The 19,208-nt window shown below is 35.2% G+C and carries 14 protein-coding genes; 12 read left to right on the top strand and 2 right to left on the bottom strand.

Features of this window, described 5'->3' with window-relative positions; translation table 11 throughout:
• Positions 1-5 precede the first annotated feature (5 nt).
• Complete coding sequence (locus ACFSTE_RS22095) at positions 6-1,367, bottom strand: DEAD/DEAH box helicase (RefSeq protein WP_176030898.1); 1,362 nt, start codon at positions 1,365-1,367, stop codon at positions 6-8.
• Positions 1,368-1,804: 437 nt separating this feature from the next.
• Between ACFSTE_RS22095 and ACFSTE_RS22090 the strand changes: the two genes are divergently transcribed.
• The 6 genes from ACFSTE_RS22090 (at position 1,805) to pabB (ending at position 7,664) form a co-directional block, all read left to right on the top strand.
• Positions 1,805-2,242 carry a hypothetical protein gene (locus ACFSTE_RS22090; RefSeq protein ID WP_378254008.1) on the top strand — a complete coding sequence of 146 codons (438 nt, stop codon included), beginning with the start codon at positions 1,805-1,807 and terminating at the stop codon, positions 2,240-2,242.
• 157 nt (positions 2,243-2,399) lie between these two features.
• On the top strand, positions 2,400-3,800 hold the full coding sequence (locus ACFSTE_RS22085) for a S41 family peptidase (RefSeq protein WP_378254010.1): 1,401 nt from the start codon (positions 2,400-2,402) through the stop codon (positions 3,798-3,800).
• A 182-nt stretch (positions 3,801-3,982) separates the two neighbouring features.
• Entirely contained in the window at positions 3,983-4,690 is a 708-nt protein-coding gene (locus ACFSTE_RS22080; RefSeq protein WP_176030895.1) for a DNA alkylation repair protein, read from the top strand.
• A gap of 127 nt (positions 4,691-4,817) precedes the next feature.
• Entirely contained in the window at positions 4,818-5,729 is a 912-nt protein-coding gene (locus tag ACFSTE_RS22075; protein ID WP_176030894.1) for a GTP-binding protein, read from the top strand.
• An 81-nt stretch (positions 5,730-5,810) separates the two neighbouring features.
• Entirely contained in the window at positions 5,811-6,350 is a 540-nt protein-coding gene (locus ACFSTE_RS22070) for an NADPH-dependent FMN reductase (protein ID WP_176030893.1), read from the top strand.
• A gap of 3 nt (positions 6,351-6,353) precedes the next feature.
• Entirely contained in the window at positions 6,354-7,664 is a 1,311-nt protein-coding gene (gene pabB / locus ACFSTE_RS22065) for an aminodeoxychorismate synthase component I (protein ID WP_378254013.1), read from the top strand.
• A gap of 4 nt (positions 7,665-7,668) precedes the next feature.
• On the opposite strand, the gene ACFSTE_RS22060 is transcribed toward pabB, so the two are convergent.
• Positions 7,669-8,373, bottom strand: a complete 705-nt coding sequence (locus ACFSTE_RS22060; protein ID WP_378254015.1) for a hypothetical protein — start codon at positions 8,371-8,373, stop codon at positions 7,669-7,671.
• A gap of 157 nt (positions 8,374-8,530) precedes the next feature.
• Here ACFSTE_RS22060 and tilS point away from each other — a divergent pair, with 157 nt between their 5' ends.
• The 6 genes from tilS (at position 8,531) to ACFSTE_RS22030 (ending at position 19,186) form a co-directional block, all read left to right on the top strand.
• Complete coding sequence (tilS, locus tag ACFSTE_RS22055) at positions 8,531-9,853, top strand: tRNA lysidine(34) synthetase TilS (protein WP_378254017.1); 1,323 nt, start codon at positions 8,531-8,533, stop codon at positions 9,851-9,853.
• On the top strand, positions 9,850-11,877 hold the full coding sequence (locus tag ACFSTE_RS22050; protein ID WP_378254019.1) for a protein-disulfide reductase DsbD family protein: 2,028 nt from the start codon (positions 9,850-9,852) through the stop codon (positions 11,875-11,877). The genes tilS and ACFSTE_RS22050 overlap by 4 nt, the downstream gene beginning before the upstream one ends.
• Before the next feature lie 87 nt (positions 11,878-11,964).
• Positions 11,965-13,815 carry a CocE/NonD family hydrolase gene (locus tag ACFSTE_RS22045; protein ID WP_176030888.1) on the top strand — a complete coding sequence of 617 codons (1,851 nt, stop codon included), beginning with the start codon at positions 11,965-11,967 and terminating at the stop codon, positions 13,813-13,815.
• Between the two features lie 12 nt (positions 13,816-13,827).
• The gene (locus ACFSTE_RS22040) at positions 13,828-15,678 is read left to right on the top strand and encodes a DUF885 domain-containing protein (protein ID WP_378254021.1); all 1,851 of its coding nucleotides are present in this window, start codon (positions 13,828-13,830) and stop codon (positions 15,676-15,678) included.
• Between the two features lie 345 nt (positions 15,679-16,023).
• Positions 16,024-18,243 (top strand): response regulator, encoded by a 2,220-nt coding sequence (locus ACFSTE_RS22035; RefSeq protein ID WP_378254023.1) that lies wholly within the window; start codon positions 16,024-16,026, stop codon positions 18,241-18,243.
• A 91-nt stretch (positions 18,244-18,334) separates the two neighbouring features.
• Positions 18,335-19,186: a CPBP family intramembrane glutamic endopeptidase gene (locus ACFSTE_RS22030; RefSeq protein ID WP_378254025.1), complete on the top strand. Its 852-nt coding sequence runs from the start codon at positions 18,335-18,337 to the stop codon at positions 19,184-19,186.
• Positions 19,187-19,208: the final 22 nt, after the last annotated feature.

The following is a 19,208-nucleotide window of genomic DNA, read 5'->3' as shown; positions in this document are numbered from 1 at the left end:
TGATCTTATCTCTTTTTTTTCTTTTTATGTTTTTGATTAAAAACTTTATCTCCTTTTGTTTTTGGTTTTTTGTACTTCTTTTTGATTTCCCTCCGGTAGGAACCTCCCAGGTTTACTTTTTTGTTTTTAGCCTTTTTTTCATGAAAAGCAGCACCAGCTTCATCATCATTAGGACGTTTATGAGGATTGTAAATTTCCTTGATTTTTGGTTGTTCTTCAGGAATTAATTCTGTTGAAATCTCAACCGTTTCAGGCAAAGGAAGCTGCGGGATTTTCATTTCCATCAATTCCTCAATATCATTGAGAGCTTCTACTTCTTTATCTGTTGTAAAAAGGATAGATTCTCCTTGTTTTTGAGCTCGCCCTGTTCGTCCGATTCGATGCATGTAGTTTTCTGGGTAATCGGGCGTATCAAAATTAATAACATGAGAAATGTCTTCGATATCCAACCCTCTGGCCATTACATCAGTAGCAATAAGGATACGATGTTCTCCCGTTCTAAAATGTTCAATACTCTGTAATCGGTAATTTTGTGTTTTGTTAGAATGAATAACACAACAAGCCCCTGACAGGGATTGTTCCATCAGGTCAAATAAACGATCAGCTATTCGCTTATTTCCAGCAAAAACTAATGTCTTGTGGAATATTTCTTCATCCTGGAGTAAATGCGTAAGCAGGTTTACTTTGGTATAAAAATTAGGTGCTTTATAGACCGATTGATTGATGTTTTCTAATGGAGTTCCACTTTTGGCAATCGATATTTTTTGCGGAGCGATAAAAATATCCGTAATAAGTGCATCTACTTCATCGGTCATGGTTGCTGAGAACATAATATTTTGACGTTGAGCAGGAAGAATATCAAAAATATTCATCAATTGATGCCTAAACCCCAGATCCATCATGACATCCACCTCGTCAATAACGAGTTTCTGTATAGATTTTAATTGCAAAGCTCTACTAGCAGCGAGATCAAATAAACGCCCTGGAGTTGCTACTATAATATCCAATCCCTGCGCCACGACTTGTTTTTGCGTATTGATATTTGTACCTCCATATACTCCGGCTATTCTCACATTGATATACGCCGTTAGTTTTTCAATTTCATCAACTACCTGTACAACCAGCTCCCGGGTAGGGACTAATACCAATACACGAGGGTTTTTCTGAACCGAATACTTGAGCATTCTCAGAATGGGAAGCATATACGCATAGGTTTTACCAGTTCCGGTTTGAGCAATTCCCACCACATCCTTACCAGACATTACTACAGAAAAAGCTTGCTCCTGGATAGGAGTCGGTGTTTCAAAACCAATATCATCCAGTGCATTAAGAAGTTGCGTGCTTAAATTTAAATCTCTAAAGGTCACTTCATCTATTTTTAATGCTGCAAAGGTAGCCTTATTTTGTGACTGTAGACATATGTAGGGAATAAGCTTTTGATAGGAGAGAAAAGAGAGGTAGTATAACAGAAAGAAAGATGGCAATTTTAAGTGCTAATTGTTTGGAGTATTTTTTATAGTAGGAATAAGGTGTTAACTATTTTTTAATAGGTGCTTATATTATTGTTTATGAATTTGAAATATCTCTTTAAGTATTGATAAAAACATTTCTAAAACAAGAATTACTGATGCTCCAGACAACCTTTTTGATAAAAATTACGTCTAGATATATAACATGTAATAAGGTATGGTAGGCTCCTAATTTGTCCTAGTATCAGGGGTACCAAAAACTCACCTTGATGTGAAAAAATATATTTCAAACAAAAATCTCGGAACTTGTTCTGAGATTGTGTAACCTATGTCATATGGAATTGATTATAAAATACTTTCGCCCATCAACGGTATATAAAGGAGTTTGGCCCATAAAAGTATATGTATTGAAACTCTTTTTTTTATTGATGTTTTTACTGGTAGCAAAAGAAGCCTGGACAACATTGATTACCCATAAAGGAGATTGGAATCCAGAGGTAGCAGTAGCATGGTGTGCTATAGCAGCTTATACCACTTTATCTGGTTTAGGGATTATACATACCTTAAAAATGCTGCCAATCATGCTTTTTATGTATTTGTATAAAAGTCTTTGGTTATTTTTTGTAGCTTATCCTCTATGGAAAAACGGAACCCTCGCAGGAAGCGAAGCAGAAGATTGGACACAAACTTTTATGCTGATTGTGATTCCTGTAGTCTTTACTCCCTGGAGATATGTTTTTAAAACCTATGTATTGGGGAAAGATAAAGTATAGAGACTACATTAGCGATACTCCTTAGATTTAGTCTATAGTAACAATTGATCAGGTAATGACATATAATCATGTGGTTTGTAACCATAGAAGATGATATTTAAAAAAGATTCACTTCAGGAATAGTGTTACTATAGAAAAAGAATAAAATTAATAAATTATGAGAGGAGTAATCATTATACTTATAAGTATGTTTTGGTGGGGAAAGTTATTTGCGCAAATAACTTTTCAAAATACAATTTCTAAGACTGAAAAAATATATGGAGTCTCTAAATTCTGGAACGAAGTGAACTATAATTTTGTCTACTTTGATAAGGTTGATGAAAAAGCGTGGGAGTCAATGTATAAGTCATTACTCATGGAAGTACAGAATACTAAAACTGATTATGAGTATTATCGTTTATTGCAAAAATTTTGTGCAACACTAAAAGATGGACATACAAACATATGGCTTCCAAAAGGCATTAGAAATCATATTCTTAATGGAGAATTTGGAGACTATAAATTTTCTTTAAAAAATATTAATGGTAAAGCAATTATTACACAAATAAACTCGGATAAGAAGGAAGAAATACCCGTTGGGACCGAAATCATTGAAGTAAATGGATTACCAACGAGTGAATATATCCGTGCATTTGTAAAACCTTACATTGCTACCTCTACAAAACATATACTAGAAAATCAATCGGTAGCCGAGTTATTAAAAGCTCCAGAAGAAACGCTATTTAAACTAAATTTAAAAAAACCAAACAAGGAAAAAATATTTTTAGAGCTTCTTGTAAAGAAAGCCACTGATACTAAAATGTATCCACCAAAGAAAGCGAAAAGTTTACTAGACTTTAAATGGCTGAAAGGAGAAATAGCTTATGTGAGTTTAAATAGTTTTGGAGATCCAAAAATTGATTCGCTTTTCATTGCCCAATTACCGGAAATAAAGAAAGCTAAAAAACTTATTGTAGATATCAGAAATAATGGAGGAGGGAACACAAATATCGGAATGGAAATACTAAAGTATTTAACGAATGATAATGAGTTACAAAATGTCCAGTCATTAAGCAGATTACATGTGCCTACTTTCAAAGCATGGGGACTAGCGTATAATTTAAAAGCAAAAGATACCTTGCAAGGATCTGAAGAAAATAGAAAGTTGATTCGTCAAGCATATTTAACAACAAAAGGAAGTTATTATCATAGATTCCCTTACTATACAACAGAAAATAAAATAGATATGTCCTCTCGTGTTGTCATCCCTACTGCGATTTTGATAGGTAATAATACAGGATCTTCTGCTGAGGATTTTTTAATTTCATCCGATAATCAGCAACATATGATCAAAATAGGAGAACCAACGTATGGAAGTACCGGTCAACCTATGTTATTTAATTTACCAGGAGGAGGTGTTGCTAGAATATGTACAAAAAAAGACACGTATCCAGATGGTCGAGAGTTTGTCGGATATGGAGTTCAGCCAGATATTTTGGTTAAAAAAACATATGAAGATTATATATTTGATAAAGACCCTGTTTTAGAGAGAGCTGTTGAATATTTAAATAAAGGTTGATTTTTTTTATACGTAAAATGCTTTGTTGGCTACTATAGCACTCTAATCAAACAGCTCGACTATGGAGAAAAAAACTTAATCGATATAATTCTTTTAAAATTAATACGAAAGAGGAGTAATGCCGTGTTTTGAAAATGGAAAATACAATAGATAACAAGGGACTTAATTAAAAACAAAAATTCGTGACATATAATGAAATTATAGAACATCTGTATGAGTTACAAGATCCCGAAAAAGTAGTTTTTAAAGAAAAGAAATTCGGTATTGTGTCTAATAACTCTTTAGGGATATACCATAAAGAGTTAAAAGAGATTGCCAGAGAAATAGGTAGAGATAACAAGCTGGCGCTACAATTGTTTGATAGTGGGATTTATGAAGCCAGGCTTCTATGTAGTAAATTATTTACTCCAAAAGATGTAACAGAACCATTGATGGAGAAGTGGGTGAAAACTTTCGAAAACTGGGAAATCTGTGATAGCTTTTCTATGGGGCTTTTTGCCAAAAGTGAATGGGCACTTACTAAAATTTTAGAATGGAGTGAAAGAACTCCGGAATTTGAAAAAAGGGCTGGTTTTGCTACTATGGCAGCGTATTGTATGGCAGATAAAAAGTCCGGGAATGAATTATTCGAACAGTTTTTTCCTCTCATTGAGCGAGAAGCTGATGATGAAAGGTTGTATGTAAAAAAAGCGGTCAATTGGGCCCTGAGAAATATAGGGAAACGGAATGTAGATTTGAATAAGCAAGCCATTGAAGTAGCTAATACCTTAATAAAATCGACTACCCCCACTGCAAAATGGATTGCTAAGAATGCACTGAATGAACTACAAAAAAGACCCATACGCATGTCAGACTACCCAAGAGCGATTTACAGAAATCCCAATACCTGATATTGGTTTTGTTCTTAATGATTTATATGCTTTTTTAATATCGACTAGGTGAAGCGTTTAATAAAGGAAATATAGCTAAGGTTTCTAACAAGATTCTTACTAGCTTTGTATTCTTTTTATAAAAAATATGGAAGCTATTATTACAGTTGTGGGGTTTTTAGGAGCAGGTAAAACAACCTTGCTGCGATATTTGATGACCAATTTTATTGAAAAATCCTGGCAGCCTTATATTATTCTCAATGATTATGAAAATGCCCATTTGGATGCTCAGCAGTTTGCAGAACAAATTGAACCAAAATGGGTGAATGCTCTTACAGGAAGCTGTATTTGTTGTAGTGGGATTAATGAGCTTAGGAATTTAGTGAATAGAATCCCAGAACGAACCAATGGCGTTACACTCATAGAGGCAAATGGAACCTCAGATGCATGTGCTCTTATGGAGTTTTTGGGGGTAGGATTACAGGAACGTTTTTTACCACCTATACAGGTATCTGTGGTAGATGTAAAGAATTGGCAACAGCGAGGAGAGCATAATGAACTGGAAGCAAATCAAGTTCAGGTATCTTCCCTGATTGTTCTGACACATCTGGAAAAAACAAGTAAACAAAGGCAGGATATCGTGATCAAAGAACTGGAGTCTCTTGCCCCTATGGCAACAATAATTCCTATGGAGGCACTGGAGGTTTTATTACTACCTGAACTCCTGCCATCAACAGCCACCCCAACAAAGTTAGTGCATCAAAAAGCACATTGGTCCTCCTGTTCGGCAGATGTGCCAGTGTTACCAGGAATAGCGAGTATTTATTCGATTTGCAATGCCTTGCCTTCACATATATTGCGAGTGAAGGGGTGTGTGCAGATTAATAATGAAAAAGGATACACATATTTTGAACGAAAACCAGACGGAGAAATACATATCAGACCTTTTAATGGAATTCCTGTTACAGGAACTAAGTTACTCACCATAGGTCCCGGGAGTACCCCATCTCTGCTCGAAGAGGCAATCCAAATGAGTTTGGAGACTATGGATGCTTCTTGATATTAATACTGTCCTCAAGTCAAGTTCACAGAAAATATCGTTTAAAAAACAAGCCTTATCTTTGAGATAATCAATAGATATATGAAAAACATGTTAGCATTTTCCGGCTCTAATAACAGCCAGTCAATCAACCATCAGTTAGTGGAGTTTGTAGTGAGAGAATTAGGGATAGAAGGAACCAAAATTATTAGTTTACTACAGTATGAGATGCCTATGTATAGTGAAGATTATGAAAGAAAGAATGGGCTTCCGGGAATGGCATTGGCACTACGACAGGAAATCTCCGAAGCTACTTATTTAATTATATCAGTTAATGAACATAATGGTACGTTAAGTGCTTTTTTCAAAAATGTAATCGATTGGTTGTCCAGAGTAGATCGCAATTTTCTGGCAGGAAAAAAGATATTATTGATGAGTACTTCTCCGGGGCAAAGAGGAGGAACAGGTGCATTAGAAACCTGTAAGCAGCTATTGCCCAGATTCGGAGGTGAGATTATAGAACATTTTAGTTTTCCTTCGTTTTATGCAAACTACGATACCGAATCAAAGCAACTTACTGATGAAATGATTTTATTGGGATTAAGGGAAGTTCTCACTACTTTTGCTCAACAAATTAACTAAGCAGTGCGTAGTATTAAAAGCTATACATTAGAAGATGTAGATAATTTTAAAGAACAATTACTTTATTGGGCGCAACAGTTTGATGAGATAGTCTGGTTGGATTCGAATCAATATGCACAGCAATACGGTAGTTATGATGCCGTATTAGCAGTAGATGCTTTTACATCCATAAAAACAGATGATCAGGGAGCTTTTGATAAACTAAAAGAGTATCAGGGGATTACCTCTGATTGGATTTTTGGGTACTTATCATACGATCTTAAAAATGATACAGAGTTACTATCCTCTAAAAATACAGATTATCTTTATTTTCCTGAGTTATTCTTCTTTCAGCCCAAACGATTGTACTTTATCAGAGGTAATGAAGTGACTATGTCGTACCTTAGAATGGCGGAAGATGAGATGGAAACAGACTTTTCTGAGGTATGTGCAATTAGTAAAGAAACGATAGATAACAATACTACTTCCAGTTGTGAACGAATAAAAATACGCCTTAGGATTACCAAAGATGTATATAAAGAGAAAGTGGAGACCATGTTGGAGCATATCCATCGTGGTGATATATACGAGGCAAATTTCTGTCAGGAATTTTACGCAGAGAACAGCTGTATCAATCCATTGGATACATACAGACGATTAAATGCGATTTCAGCACCACCTTTTGCTACTTATTTCCGAATGGGAAGTAACTATTTATTGTCGGCTTCTCCGGAGCGATACCTGAGAAAAGAAGGACAAAAAATTATTTCACAGCCGATAAAAGGAACTGCTAAGCGATCAGCAGATAAAGAAGAAGATATGCAGTTGATAACACAACTGAAAAACGATCCTAAAGAACGATCAGAAAATGTGATGATTGTCGATCTGGTACGAAATGATCTTTCCCGGACAGCAACAAAAGGAAGCGTTCAGGTAGAAGAATTGTGCAAGATATATAGCTTTGAACAGGTACATCAAATGATTTCTACAGTGGTATCAGAAGTATCACCTTCGATTTCTCCTGTCGATGTGATCAGAACGACCTTTCCTATGGGAAGTATGACAGGGGCACCTAAAATATCTGCTATGGAAATCATTGAGAAATTAGAAAGTGCAAAAAGAGGACTGTACAGCGGATCTGTGGGATATTTTAGCCCCGAAGGAGATTTTGATTTTAATGTGATTATTCGCAGTATTCTTTACAATGAGGCAGCTGCTTACATTTCATACACGGTAGGAGGAGCTATCACGGCAAAATCAACTCCCGAAAAAGAATATGAAGAATGCCTGATCAAAGCAAAAGCAATGCGGGAAGTGTTGGAGTCATCGAATTAAAACATTAAACCAGATGTTTTCTGAAACTTTTTCGGATATGGATAATGGTTTCTTTAATTTCAATAGCTGTTGTATTCATAACAATAGCGATCTCTTCGAAATTTAATTTTCCAAATATGAATAGATCTACAATTTTAGAAGTTTCCAGAGGCAACCAGCTGTAAAAATGGCCCAGTAATTTCTGTTTGATAGGTACAGTAGAGGCTTCAGGTTCAATAATACTTAGCATAAGAGAATCTGTATCGTCATAAACAAAAGACTGTTTGGTGTCCGGTTTTTGATGGTAGCAAATATCGTTGAGTTCTTCATCCATGATTAGATGCTTATCACTGTCAGAGGTAAAGCACTCTTCTAATTTTTGCAATTCATTTTTTAGTAGAAAGCTGGTACTGATATTTTGCTGATGCCACCCTTCTTTGGCATAGAGTTCATCTAGCAAGATGCCGCTAATTCGGAATAACTTTAGTTCTAAAGAGAGTTGGTCAATTAGACTGATGTCTGCAGTACTTTCATGAAGAAGAAGAATAGCCTCATCAATAATATCGTCAGCACAATACATATTTCTGGGAAGAATCCCAGTACTTTCTGCAATATAAAGACGATGTTTCACATAGGGGGTTAAGTGAGGAAGAATCGCTAAAAGCTTCTTATTAAACCCAAATTCGTTCTTAGCCAGCGAATTTTTCTGGCGTTCCATTTGTTCATTCATAATCATGCAGGTTTTAAGGGGAATCTAAAAATAGTGAAAATTAGGCAATTATACTATGTTTGGAGGAAGAATTTAGTACGTTGCCATGCTTCAGATTGCTATCGCTTGACAAAATCGTATCTTTGGGAACCATATCATATCTAAAATTAAGAGTTCATTGTTATTACGATTCAAAAATCATATCGATAAAACCCTTCCTTTTTTTAAAAAACAAAAAGTGATCATTGCCTGTAGTGGGGGATTGGATAGTATGGTATTAACATCACTGTGTAATCAGTTGCATATTGATATAGCTCTTGCTCATTGTAATTTTAAATTGAGAGGGGATGAAAGTGATGTCGATGAATTGTTTGTAGAAAATAATGCTACTCGATTAGATATTCCATTTTTTTCTACTTCTTTTGATACAGAGTACTATGCCAGGGAACAAAAAGTTTCCATACAGATGGCAGCCAGAGCATTGCGATACGAATGGTTTGAAACTTTAATTAAAGACACAAAATATACCTGGGTAGCTACAGCACATCATGCTGATGATTCTCTGGAAACTTTTTTGATAAACTTATCCAGAGGAACTGGGATCGATGGACTTACAGGAATTCCTGCTATAAATGGAGTGTATGTTCGTCCATTATTGCCTTTTTCCAGAGAGGAAATTCATCAATATGCTACTACTAATAAACTTCAGTGGAGAGAAGATAGTAGTAATGCCAGTACTAAATACATCCGAAATAAACTAAGACATGATGTAATTCCACAGCTCAAAGAGATACAACCACAATTATTACAGAATGTAGAGAAAACACTTGGATACTTGCAACAAAGCAGTGCATTTATAAAAGATCAGGTAGCAGGAATCAGAGAACAGTTATTTGTATACGAAGATACAGGTGTGATAAAAGTACCGGTAGCCCCCTTTTTACTAATGGAAAACCCCAAAAGTTATCTGTATTTTTTATTTAAAGAATATGGATTTACTTCCTGGGATGATGTAGTAGGAATGCTATCTGCTCAATCAGGAAAACAACTGTTTTCAGAAACACATCGATTGCTAAAAAACAGAGACAACTTATTAATAACGCCCATACAAAGGCAAGTAGCCAATAAAACATATCAAATTCCCGAAGAAGAAAGGGTCGTGATGATTGATTCGGGAACATTGCGTTTTGAGGAAGTTAAGGAAATTGATAAAACAGCCCTAAATACAGTCTACCTTGATAAAGAAAAGTTAAAATATCCATTAATTGTAAGAAAATGGAAAGAAGGCGACTATTTTTATCCCTTGGGAATGAGAGGGAAGAAGAAGCTGAGTAAATATTTTAAAGATGAAAAATTATCTTTAATAGAAAAAGAACATGTTTGGTTATTGTGTTCAGGATCAGAAGAAGAAATCGTCTGGGTAGTGAATTACAGAGCTGATCATAGGTTTAGAATAACATCCCAAACAAAACAAATACTAAAAATAACAATACGCTTATGAGGTTTTTATTACTCCTGACTTTTGTGTTTATCTCCCACCTGGGAATTGGACAAATACATGATCCGGTGATTTGGAATGCTGCTGTAGAAAAAGAAAATGACTCTATATACAGTCTGGTTTTTTCTGGAGATATAGAAAGAGAATGGCATGTATATTCGCAGCAAGGCTATCCGGAAGATGCAATAGCGCCAATCCCACTTTCTTTTGTGTATCCAAAAGAAGAAGGTTTCGCAAGAATAGGAAAAGCATCAGAAAGCAAAACAAAGACTTCGTACAATGAGGTTTTTGAGCTCGATGAAACGTATTTTGAGATAGAAGCGATATTGACGCAAAAAATAAAAGTAACTGATAAAAACCTACGCTATATAAAAGCAGAGATAGAGTATCAGGTATGCAAAGAAGTGTGTATTAACGAGAACAGGTATTTTCTGTTTGATCTCGTTGCTCTAAAAGGGCGTGTGATAAAAGCAGCTGAATATGAATCTTCGGAAATAAAAGAAGAAGCCCCCAAGGAGATAAAAACAAACTCATTGCCGTTTTCTTCCAATCAAGGTACTGGAGCAGAAAAAGACAAAGTTGAAACAACTGAAAAAAGCTCGAAAAAAGGATTGTGGAGTATCTTTTTTATTGCCTTCTTTTCTGGGTTTGCTGCTTTGTTGACACCATGTGTTTTTCCAATGATACCAATGACAGTTAGTTTTTTTACGAAGCAAAGTAAAAATAGAGCTGTAGGAATTCGAAATGCCTTATTGTATGGATTGTTTATTATTGTTATTTATGTAGCATTAGGATCTGTAGTTACCGGAATTTTTGGAGCAGATGCCTTGAATGCATTGTCCACCAATGTTTGGTTTAATCTTATATTTTTTGCCTTATTAGTCATTTTTGCAATTTCCTTTTTAGGAGCATTTGAAATCATGTTGCCTAATTCTTGGGCAAATAAAGTAGACCGACAAGCCGATAGAGGAGGGATGGTAGGAATTTTCTTTATGGCATTGGCATTGGCGATTGTTTCTTTTTCCTGCACAGGACCTATTGTAGGAACACTTCTCGTAGAATCTGCTTCTAAGGGAGGAGTCGCTCCAATTATGGGAATGCTGGGGTTTTCTCTGGCGATCGCATTGCCCTTTGCATTATTTGCATTGTTTCCGGGATGGCTTAATTCACTTCCCAAAAGCGGAGGATGGCTTAATACAGTAAAAGTATTTTTAGGGTTTTTAGAGTTGGCATTCGCTTTTAAGTTTTTATCTAATGCTGATTTAGTGTTACAATTACACTGGCTGGAAAGAGAAGTGTTTTTAGCTATTTGGATAGCGATATTCGGAGTGTTGGGGCTGTACTTATTAGGAAAGATTCAATTGCCGCATGATTCTCCCATAGAACGGATATCGGTAGGGAGATTATTATTAGCGATACTAACATTGACATTTACAATATACCTTATTCCGGGATTATGGGGAGCACCTCTTAAGTTAATCAGTGGTTTTCCTCCTCCTTTGAGCTATAGTGAATCACCCTATGGAGTAGGAAGTTCAAAAGGAAGTGCAGTGCTTAGTGGAGTTCCTCTGCCAGAAGGCGCAAAATACGGAGAACACGATATCATAACTTTTACAGATTATGATAAGGGATTGGCTTATGCAAAAAAAGTAAACAAACCTGTATTGATTGATTTTACAGGCTATGCCTGTGTCAATTGCAGAAAGATGGAAGAAAACGTTTGGGTGCAACCGAAAGTATTAAAACTACTGAGTTGTGATGTCGTAATGATTTCTCTTTACGTAGATTATAAAAAAGAATTACCAAAAGATGAACAATACATATCAGAGACAACCGGCAAAAAGATAAAAACAATAGGGAATAAATGGAGTGATTTCCAGATTCGAAAGTATAAAGCAAATGCACAGCCATATTATGTATTAACTGATCTTGAGGAAAACAACCTGAATGACCCTATAGGATATACATCAGATGCAGCAGTGTTTTTAGATTGGCTAGAAAGCGGCATCAAGAAGTATCCTAAATAAACGTTCTATTTGTTAAAATCTCCTTAATAAGAAGGTTCTTGTCGTACCATTTTTTTTATCTTCCGACATAATCAATAATGCATATCGATGAGAACCATTACCAGCAAACTGGTATCAGCTTTGTTTCTGATAATCAGTATTACAGCTTATTCACAGGATAAAGCTACGTACCAAGTAAAAGACAATTACACTAAATTAGAAGTGGATATTGTCATGAGGGATGGAGTGAAACTTCATACTACTATCTATTCTCCTAAAGACACTAGTAAAAAATATCCAATTTTGATGACACGAACTCCATATAGTTCCAGACCATATGGAAAAGATCAGTTTCGATCAAAAATAGGACCGAATGAATTCCTGATGAAAGAAGGAAATATCATCGTATACCAGGATGTAAGAGGAAGATGGATGAGTGAGGGAGTGTATGATAATATGAGAGCGTATATCCCTAACAAAAAGGGGAAGCAGTTTGATGAAGCGAGTGATACGTATGATACGATAGACTGGTTAGTGAAAAATGTAGAAAATAACAATGGTCGAGTAGGAATATGGGGAATTTCATATCCTGGATTTTATGCGACGTATTCTTTACTAGATGCACATCCCTCTTTAAAAGCAGTTTCTCCTCAGGCGTGTATTGGAGATTTCTTTTTTGATGATTTCCATCATAATGGAGCGTATTTACTTAGTTATTGGAAAATAACACCTCTGTTTGGACATGAGAAAACAAAACCGGTACAAGAGGCATGGTATACGTTGCCAGATATAAAAACAAAGGATCAATATCAGTTTTTCCTGGATGCAGGTCCCTTGACCAATCTGGAAAAACATTATGAACCGAATAATGTTTTCTGGAATCAGATAAAAGAACATCCTAATTATGATGATTTTTGGCAAAAAAGAGGAATTATCCAGCATTTGAAAGATATTAAGCCAGCAGTAATGGTAGTTGGAGGGCTTTTTGATGCAGAAGATTTGTACGGTCCTTTCGAGACCTATAAAAATATAGAGAAGAAAAGTTCGAATTATAATACCATGGTTTTCGGACCTTGGAGTCATGGAGATTGGGCAAGGAACAAAAAGAGACAAGCAATAGGAAATGTCTATTTTGGAGATGACCTATCGCTGAATTATCAAAAAAATGTAGAAACAAAATTCTTTAATCACTTTCTGAAAGGCGATGGAAGCCATAACACTGGATTACCTGAGATTCAAATTTATGATACAGGAAAAAAAGAATGGAATACTTTTGATGTATGGCCTCCAAAAAATACAGAGAAAAAGACATTTTATTTGACAGCAGAAGGAAACTTAGGAGCTACTGCAGGAACTACACCTGCTGAGTTTATAAGTGATCCAGCTAAACCTGTTCCATATACTGAGGATATAAAAGTAGTGTTTACTCCCAGAAAATATATGACAGATGATCAGCGATTTGCTGCGAGAAGACCAGATGTATTGGTATATGAAACTCCAGTTATGGAAGAAGATATGACCCTGTCCGGAGATATCCTGGCTAAACTACAGGTAGCAACAACAGGAACAGATGCAGACTGGGTTGTAAAAGTAATTGATGTATATCCTCCGGATGCCAAGGATACGGAAGAAACACAAGAATACCTGAAAATGTCTAATTACCATTTAATGGTTAGAAGTGAAGTGATGAGAGGTCGCTTTAGAAATGATTTTAGTAAGCCGGAACCTTTTGTCCCGAATAAAAAAACAGCAGTGACTGTAAAATTACAAGATGTCCATCATACCATAAAAAAAGGTCATAAATTACAGATACAGGTTCAAAGTACTTGGTTCCCATTAATTGACCGGAATCCACAGACATTTGTACCGAATATCTTCAAAGCAAAAGCATCAGACTATACCAAACAAACACATCGTGTATATTCTGATTCTTCCATAGAATTTTCTGTTTTAAAATAATTCCATGTAGATATGATTATCAGACAAATAATAAATAAAGGAGTTCCTGTTCTATGTGCTCTGATTGTTTTAGGAAGTTGCAAAAAAGAAGAAAAAAAAGAAACAACTCCTTCTCAGGAGGAGATAGCAGCTTATTCTAAAAAAATGAATGATTGGTTTGAAGAGACATTTCAGGAAGATGTAGCTGAATCACCAATGTGGCAGGCTTATTTGGGGATTAAGACAGAAGATTATGGAAAGTGGGATGATATCTCACCGGTAAAAGAAGCCAAAGATCACGAAAAAGCCCAAAAACAATTAGCGTATCTTCAGGATTCAATAAAAGTAGAAAAACTCAATAAGGAGACACAATTGAGTTATAAGCTAAAGAAAGAAAATTTAGAAAATGAGATAGCGGATTATAAATACAGATTGTATAATTATCCAGTGAATCAAATGCATGGAATGCATGCAGAGTTACCTGCTTTCCTTATCAATATGCATCGTGTAGAGACGGTAAAAGATGCAGAAGCCTATATTGCTAGATTGCATGGGATGAAGCCATTATTTACACAATTGGAAAACAATTTAGATGATCGGGAAGCAAAAGGGATTCTTCCTCCGAAATTTGTATTTGATAAGGTGCTAGATGATTGCCGTAATATTATAAAAGGAGTTCCGTTTGATGCATCTGGAGAAGAAAGTGCTTTGTATGCAGACTTCAAAAAGAAGATAGGCACACTGGAAATAACAGAAGAAGAAAAAAAACGTCTGGAAGAGGAAGCGAAAAAAGGATTGCTGGAAGGAGTACAGCCAGCTTATAGACATTTGATAGTATTTTTGGAAGATCAACAGAAGAGGGCTACCACAGAGGATGGAGTCTGGAAATTTCCTGATGGAACGGCTTTTTATAATCAAGCTTTACAACGTACAACGACGACAAAAATGACAGCAGAAGAAATCCATGCTTTAGGACTGTCTGAAGTTGCTCGTATTCATGATGAAATGAGAGCGATTACGAAGAAAGTAGGTTTTAAAGGAAATCTACAGGAGTTCTTTGTTTTTATGAAAGAAGATGCACAGTTTTACTATCCGAATTCAGCAGCAGGAAAAAAAGAATACCTGGAACAGGCAGTGGCACTAATTGACACGATGAAGTCAAAATTAGATGATTTATTTATGACCAAGCCCAAAGCAGATATTGTTGTAAAAGCTGTGGAGCCTTTTAGAGAAAAAAGTGCAGGAAAAGCATTTTATGAAAGTGGAACTCCGGATGGATCAAGACCTGGGATCTATTATGCAAATTTATACGATATGGAAGCAATGCCGAAGTATCAAATGGAGGCTCTGGCTTATCATGAGGGAATTCCGGGACATCATATGCAATTATCCATAGCCCGAGAACTGGAAAATATTCCGAAGTTTAGAAAGTTTGGAGGATACACAGCTTATATCGAAGGATGGGGATTGTATAATGAATTCTTGCCAAAAGAAATAGGAATGTATAGCGATCCATATGCAGATTTTGGAAGATTAGCGATGGAACTATGGAGAGCATGCAGATTAGTAGTTGATACAGGGATTCATGCCAAAAAATGGACAAGAGAGGAAGGAATTACGTATTATGAAACCAATACGCCAAATGCGAAAAGTGACGCTGTAAAGATGGTTGAGAGGCATATTGTAATGGCTAGTCAGGCAACCGCTTATAAGATCGGAATGAATAAAATATTGGAGCTTAGAGAGCAAGCCAAAAAGCAGCTTGGAGCAGCATTTGATATCAGAGAGTTTCATGATGTAGTGCTCACCAATGGAGCACTTCCGCTGACAGTATTAGAAGAATTGGTGTTGGAATGGGTAAAAACAAAAGAAACAACTTCCTGATTACTTTTAAAAAGAATAGAAGAAACAAGGTGCAAAAAGAGGTCATTTTTATAAAAATGACCTCTTTTTTGTAGCTCATAAACTAGTGATTATAAGGGAATAAAAACACGAATTTTGTGGACTCTTAATGTTAATTTTACATACTTAGTTATTTATATGTCAAACTTTTATTGTATATTGAACAGGAGATCGTATGCTTTTAAACAACTAAATAGATCGTATTTAGGGGGGAAGAAAGATAAAGTATACCTAAGGGATGCATTATTTGACTAATGAATACACGTATGTGCTATATGTTGTTTTAACAATGTATAGTTTTTGTTAAGTTACTTTATATGAATTACGATGAAGCTTTATAGGTTTTTTATACGTTCCTTTCTGATTATCATTTCTTCGTCCTTGTCTGGTCAGACAACAACTAAGGAGCAGTTAAATAAAGTTAGCAAAAAAGCTTTTATGTTGATGCAGCAAGATGCATACTATGAGTCTTTTACACTTTTGGATTCTGTTATAGCAATCGCCCAAAGAAAACATTTTAAAGATATTGAAGCCAATACCTATAATCGATATGGATTAGCGTATGTGCAACTTAATCACTTTAAGAAAGCAGAAGAATTTTATCTCAAAGCGATGAAAATTAATGACTCCTTAAGTCATACAAAGATGCTATGTGATAATCTGGTTAATTTGGCACATGCCTATATGCTACAAAAGAACTATAAAAAATTAGATAGTTTTTTTCCTATAGTAAAACAAAAGGTAGCTGATCTAAAAAGACCAGAGATATTCTTTAATTACGAAACAGAGATCATGGCATCTTTTAACCGGGAACGTTTTGACCACGTTATCGAAGTAGCGAGAAAAGCACTGAAAGAAATCACTTTTCAAGAGTATCAGTCCTTCTTTACAGGAGATGATTATAAAAAAATATTGAAAAAACGATTTACTGTTACCTATCGGTTGTATTTAGGCTTTTCACTCATGGAAACCAAAAAGAATGTGCAAGAAGCATATCATTTATTGACGGCGTTGCAAAAAGAAAATCTGGAAAAAATTTTGTGGTTTAGCCCTAGAGTTTTTAAGAATAAATCACGATTGTATTATTATAAATCGAAATACTTCACTGATAATCAAGATTCTGTAGCATATTATACCAGTAAGTCAAGAGAAAATAACCTCATAGCAATTAATATGTTGGAGGAAAAAACAAGTTCTCATAGTAAATACATTATAGAAAAAATAAAAACGGAAAAGAAAATAGAGCAAGTAAAACTATTATCTGATAAAGAAAAAAACCAGAAAGAAACAGCAAAGGTTATTTCTATTTTATCAGTACTGATAGGGATTCTCTCCGTGATATGTGCCTATTACTTTTATATATCAGGTAAGTATAGAAAGGAAAAAAATGTAGCATTGAGAGAAAAAAATAAACGTTTGATGGCACTGGATACACAACGAACTCGTTTTTTCTCTGTGGTAAGCCATGAATTGAGAACTCCAATCTATGCATTGACAGGTCTGACAGAAATGCTTAAGAATGAAAAGAATGCCACGATGGCAAAGAAGCATATTAGTGCTATAGAGTTTTCGGGGAATCAACTGTTATCCATTGCAGAAAATGTATTGCAGTATACCAAACTAAAAGTAGATTCTATTTCCTTGGAAAAAAATACAGTGGATATTGCTAGAGTGATAGAAACATTATGTCATTCTTTATCTTCAGAAGCTGCCAGAAGAAAAGTTACTATGCATACAGATTTCTCGGATATACAAGAACCGTTAGTGGTAATCGATAAGCGGGTTATTGTACAGATTATGTATAACCTGGTAACCAATGCGATTCGTTTTAGCGAAAAAGGAAATGTATGGGTGAGTGTAGAAGGGTATAAGAGTGATGAAGAAAATAAAACAATTCTTCATTTTATTATTAAAGATGATGGGGTAGGAATCCCTTATGAGAAACAAGAAGATATATTTAAGGATTACCGTACAACAGGAGGAGCAATTGACCCTAAAAAAGGAATCGGACTGGGATTGCAAATCGTAAAAAGACTCCTGAGATTGTATAATTCTGAGGTGAATCTAATCTCTGAAGAAGGTAAAGGAGCTACTTTTTCATTTTTTCTGACCTTGGAAAAAGGAAAAGAAGAAAACATAGAAAATCCAATTTCATTTTATAAAGAGCGATTGGCAAACAAAAGAATATTAAATGTTGATGATAATCAGCTTAATTTATTGATAACAAGTAAGGTGCTAAAGGATATTAAAGTCGAGTGTGATGTGGTAGATAATGGAGATGCAGCTATTAGTTTGGTGAAAAAAAATAACTATAATCTAATTCTGATGGATGTTAATATGCCGGGAAAAGACGGAAATGAGACCACCAAAGAAATTAGAAAGTTCAATAGTACTATACCGATTATTGCACTAACTGCTGTGGATCTAAAAGAAGTGCAGGAAACGGTATATTCTTCAGGAATGAATGATATTATTACAAAACCTTATAATACGGAACAGTTTTATGAGAAGATATGTGATTATATCATAAAAGCAGAAGAAGGATAACCTGTTTTTTTTGATAAGATAAGGATTGATACCCTTGGATTCTGTGTATTTATCTATTTTTGGACATAGAACACATAAACTTGTTTTTTTGATGAATGTAGGGCTTATTCTCACATATGGAAGCTTAGTTGGCAGTGTCCTTTTTGCAAGGTATCCATTGCTTGTTTTAAAGAGAGTACAACTTTGGCAATTAGTATTGGTTATCTCATTAGGGGCTGCGTTGGTATTCGGATATGCTACGAGTATAGCTATAGGGTATGGGATTCTGTATGGAGGAATTATTTTTTGGTCTCAAAAAACAAAAAATACCTGGGTATTCTTACTATCTCTGGTTGCAGCCATCCCGTTACTGTTTCATTTTTCGTTTACGGGTTTTCATAATTTTAAATACCTGGATGCTATTCGGATAACAGAAACATCCAGCCCGTATAGCCTTTATTTTAATCTGGATAAAACGCTTATTGCTGTATTTATATTAGGGTTTTCAGGAAGAAAAAAAGAAATCTCCTGGAAGAGGGTTTTTAGTACAATACTTCCTGTTTTGGGATTGATGAGTACAGTGTTCATTGCTTTGGCATTAATGTTTGGATATGCTAAGTTCGAATGGAAACTACCGTATTTTACCCCTGTGTGGATTCTGATTAATTTACTTTTTGTTTGCACAGCAGAAGAAGTACTTTTTAGAAAATGGATACAGACAAGGTTAGAAGATTCCATGCGATCAAAAAATAAGCATATTGTGGCAATTGCTATATCAGCGGTTTTATTTGGTCTTGCTCATTATACCGGGGGAGTACCCTATATTCTTTTATCCACAATAGCAGGATGTTTTTACGGATATGTATATTATAAAACAAAACGAATAGAGAGTGCTGTACTGCTTCATTTTTTGTTTAATCTATTGCATTTTGTCCTGTTTTCGTATCCTTCATATACAGGCTGAAACCGAATTGGACATGCTTAAA

The sequence above is a fragment of the Aquimarina hainanensis genome (genome assembly GCF_042684685.1).
GTDB classification, from domain to species: Bacteria; Bacteroidota; Bacteroidia; order Flavobacteriales; family Flavobacteriaceae; genus Aquimarina; species Aquimarina hainanensis.
The sequence above is the reverse complement of the archived record's forward strand: the minus strand, read 5'-3'. Positions and strand labels throughout refer to the sequence as shown.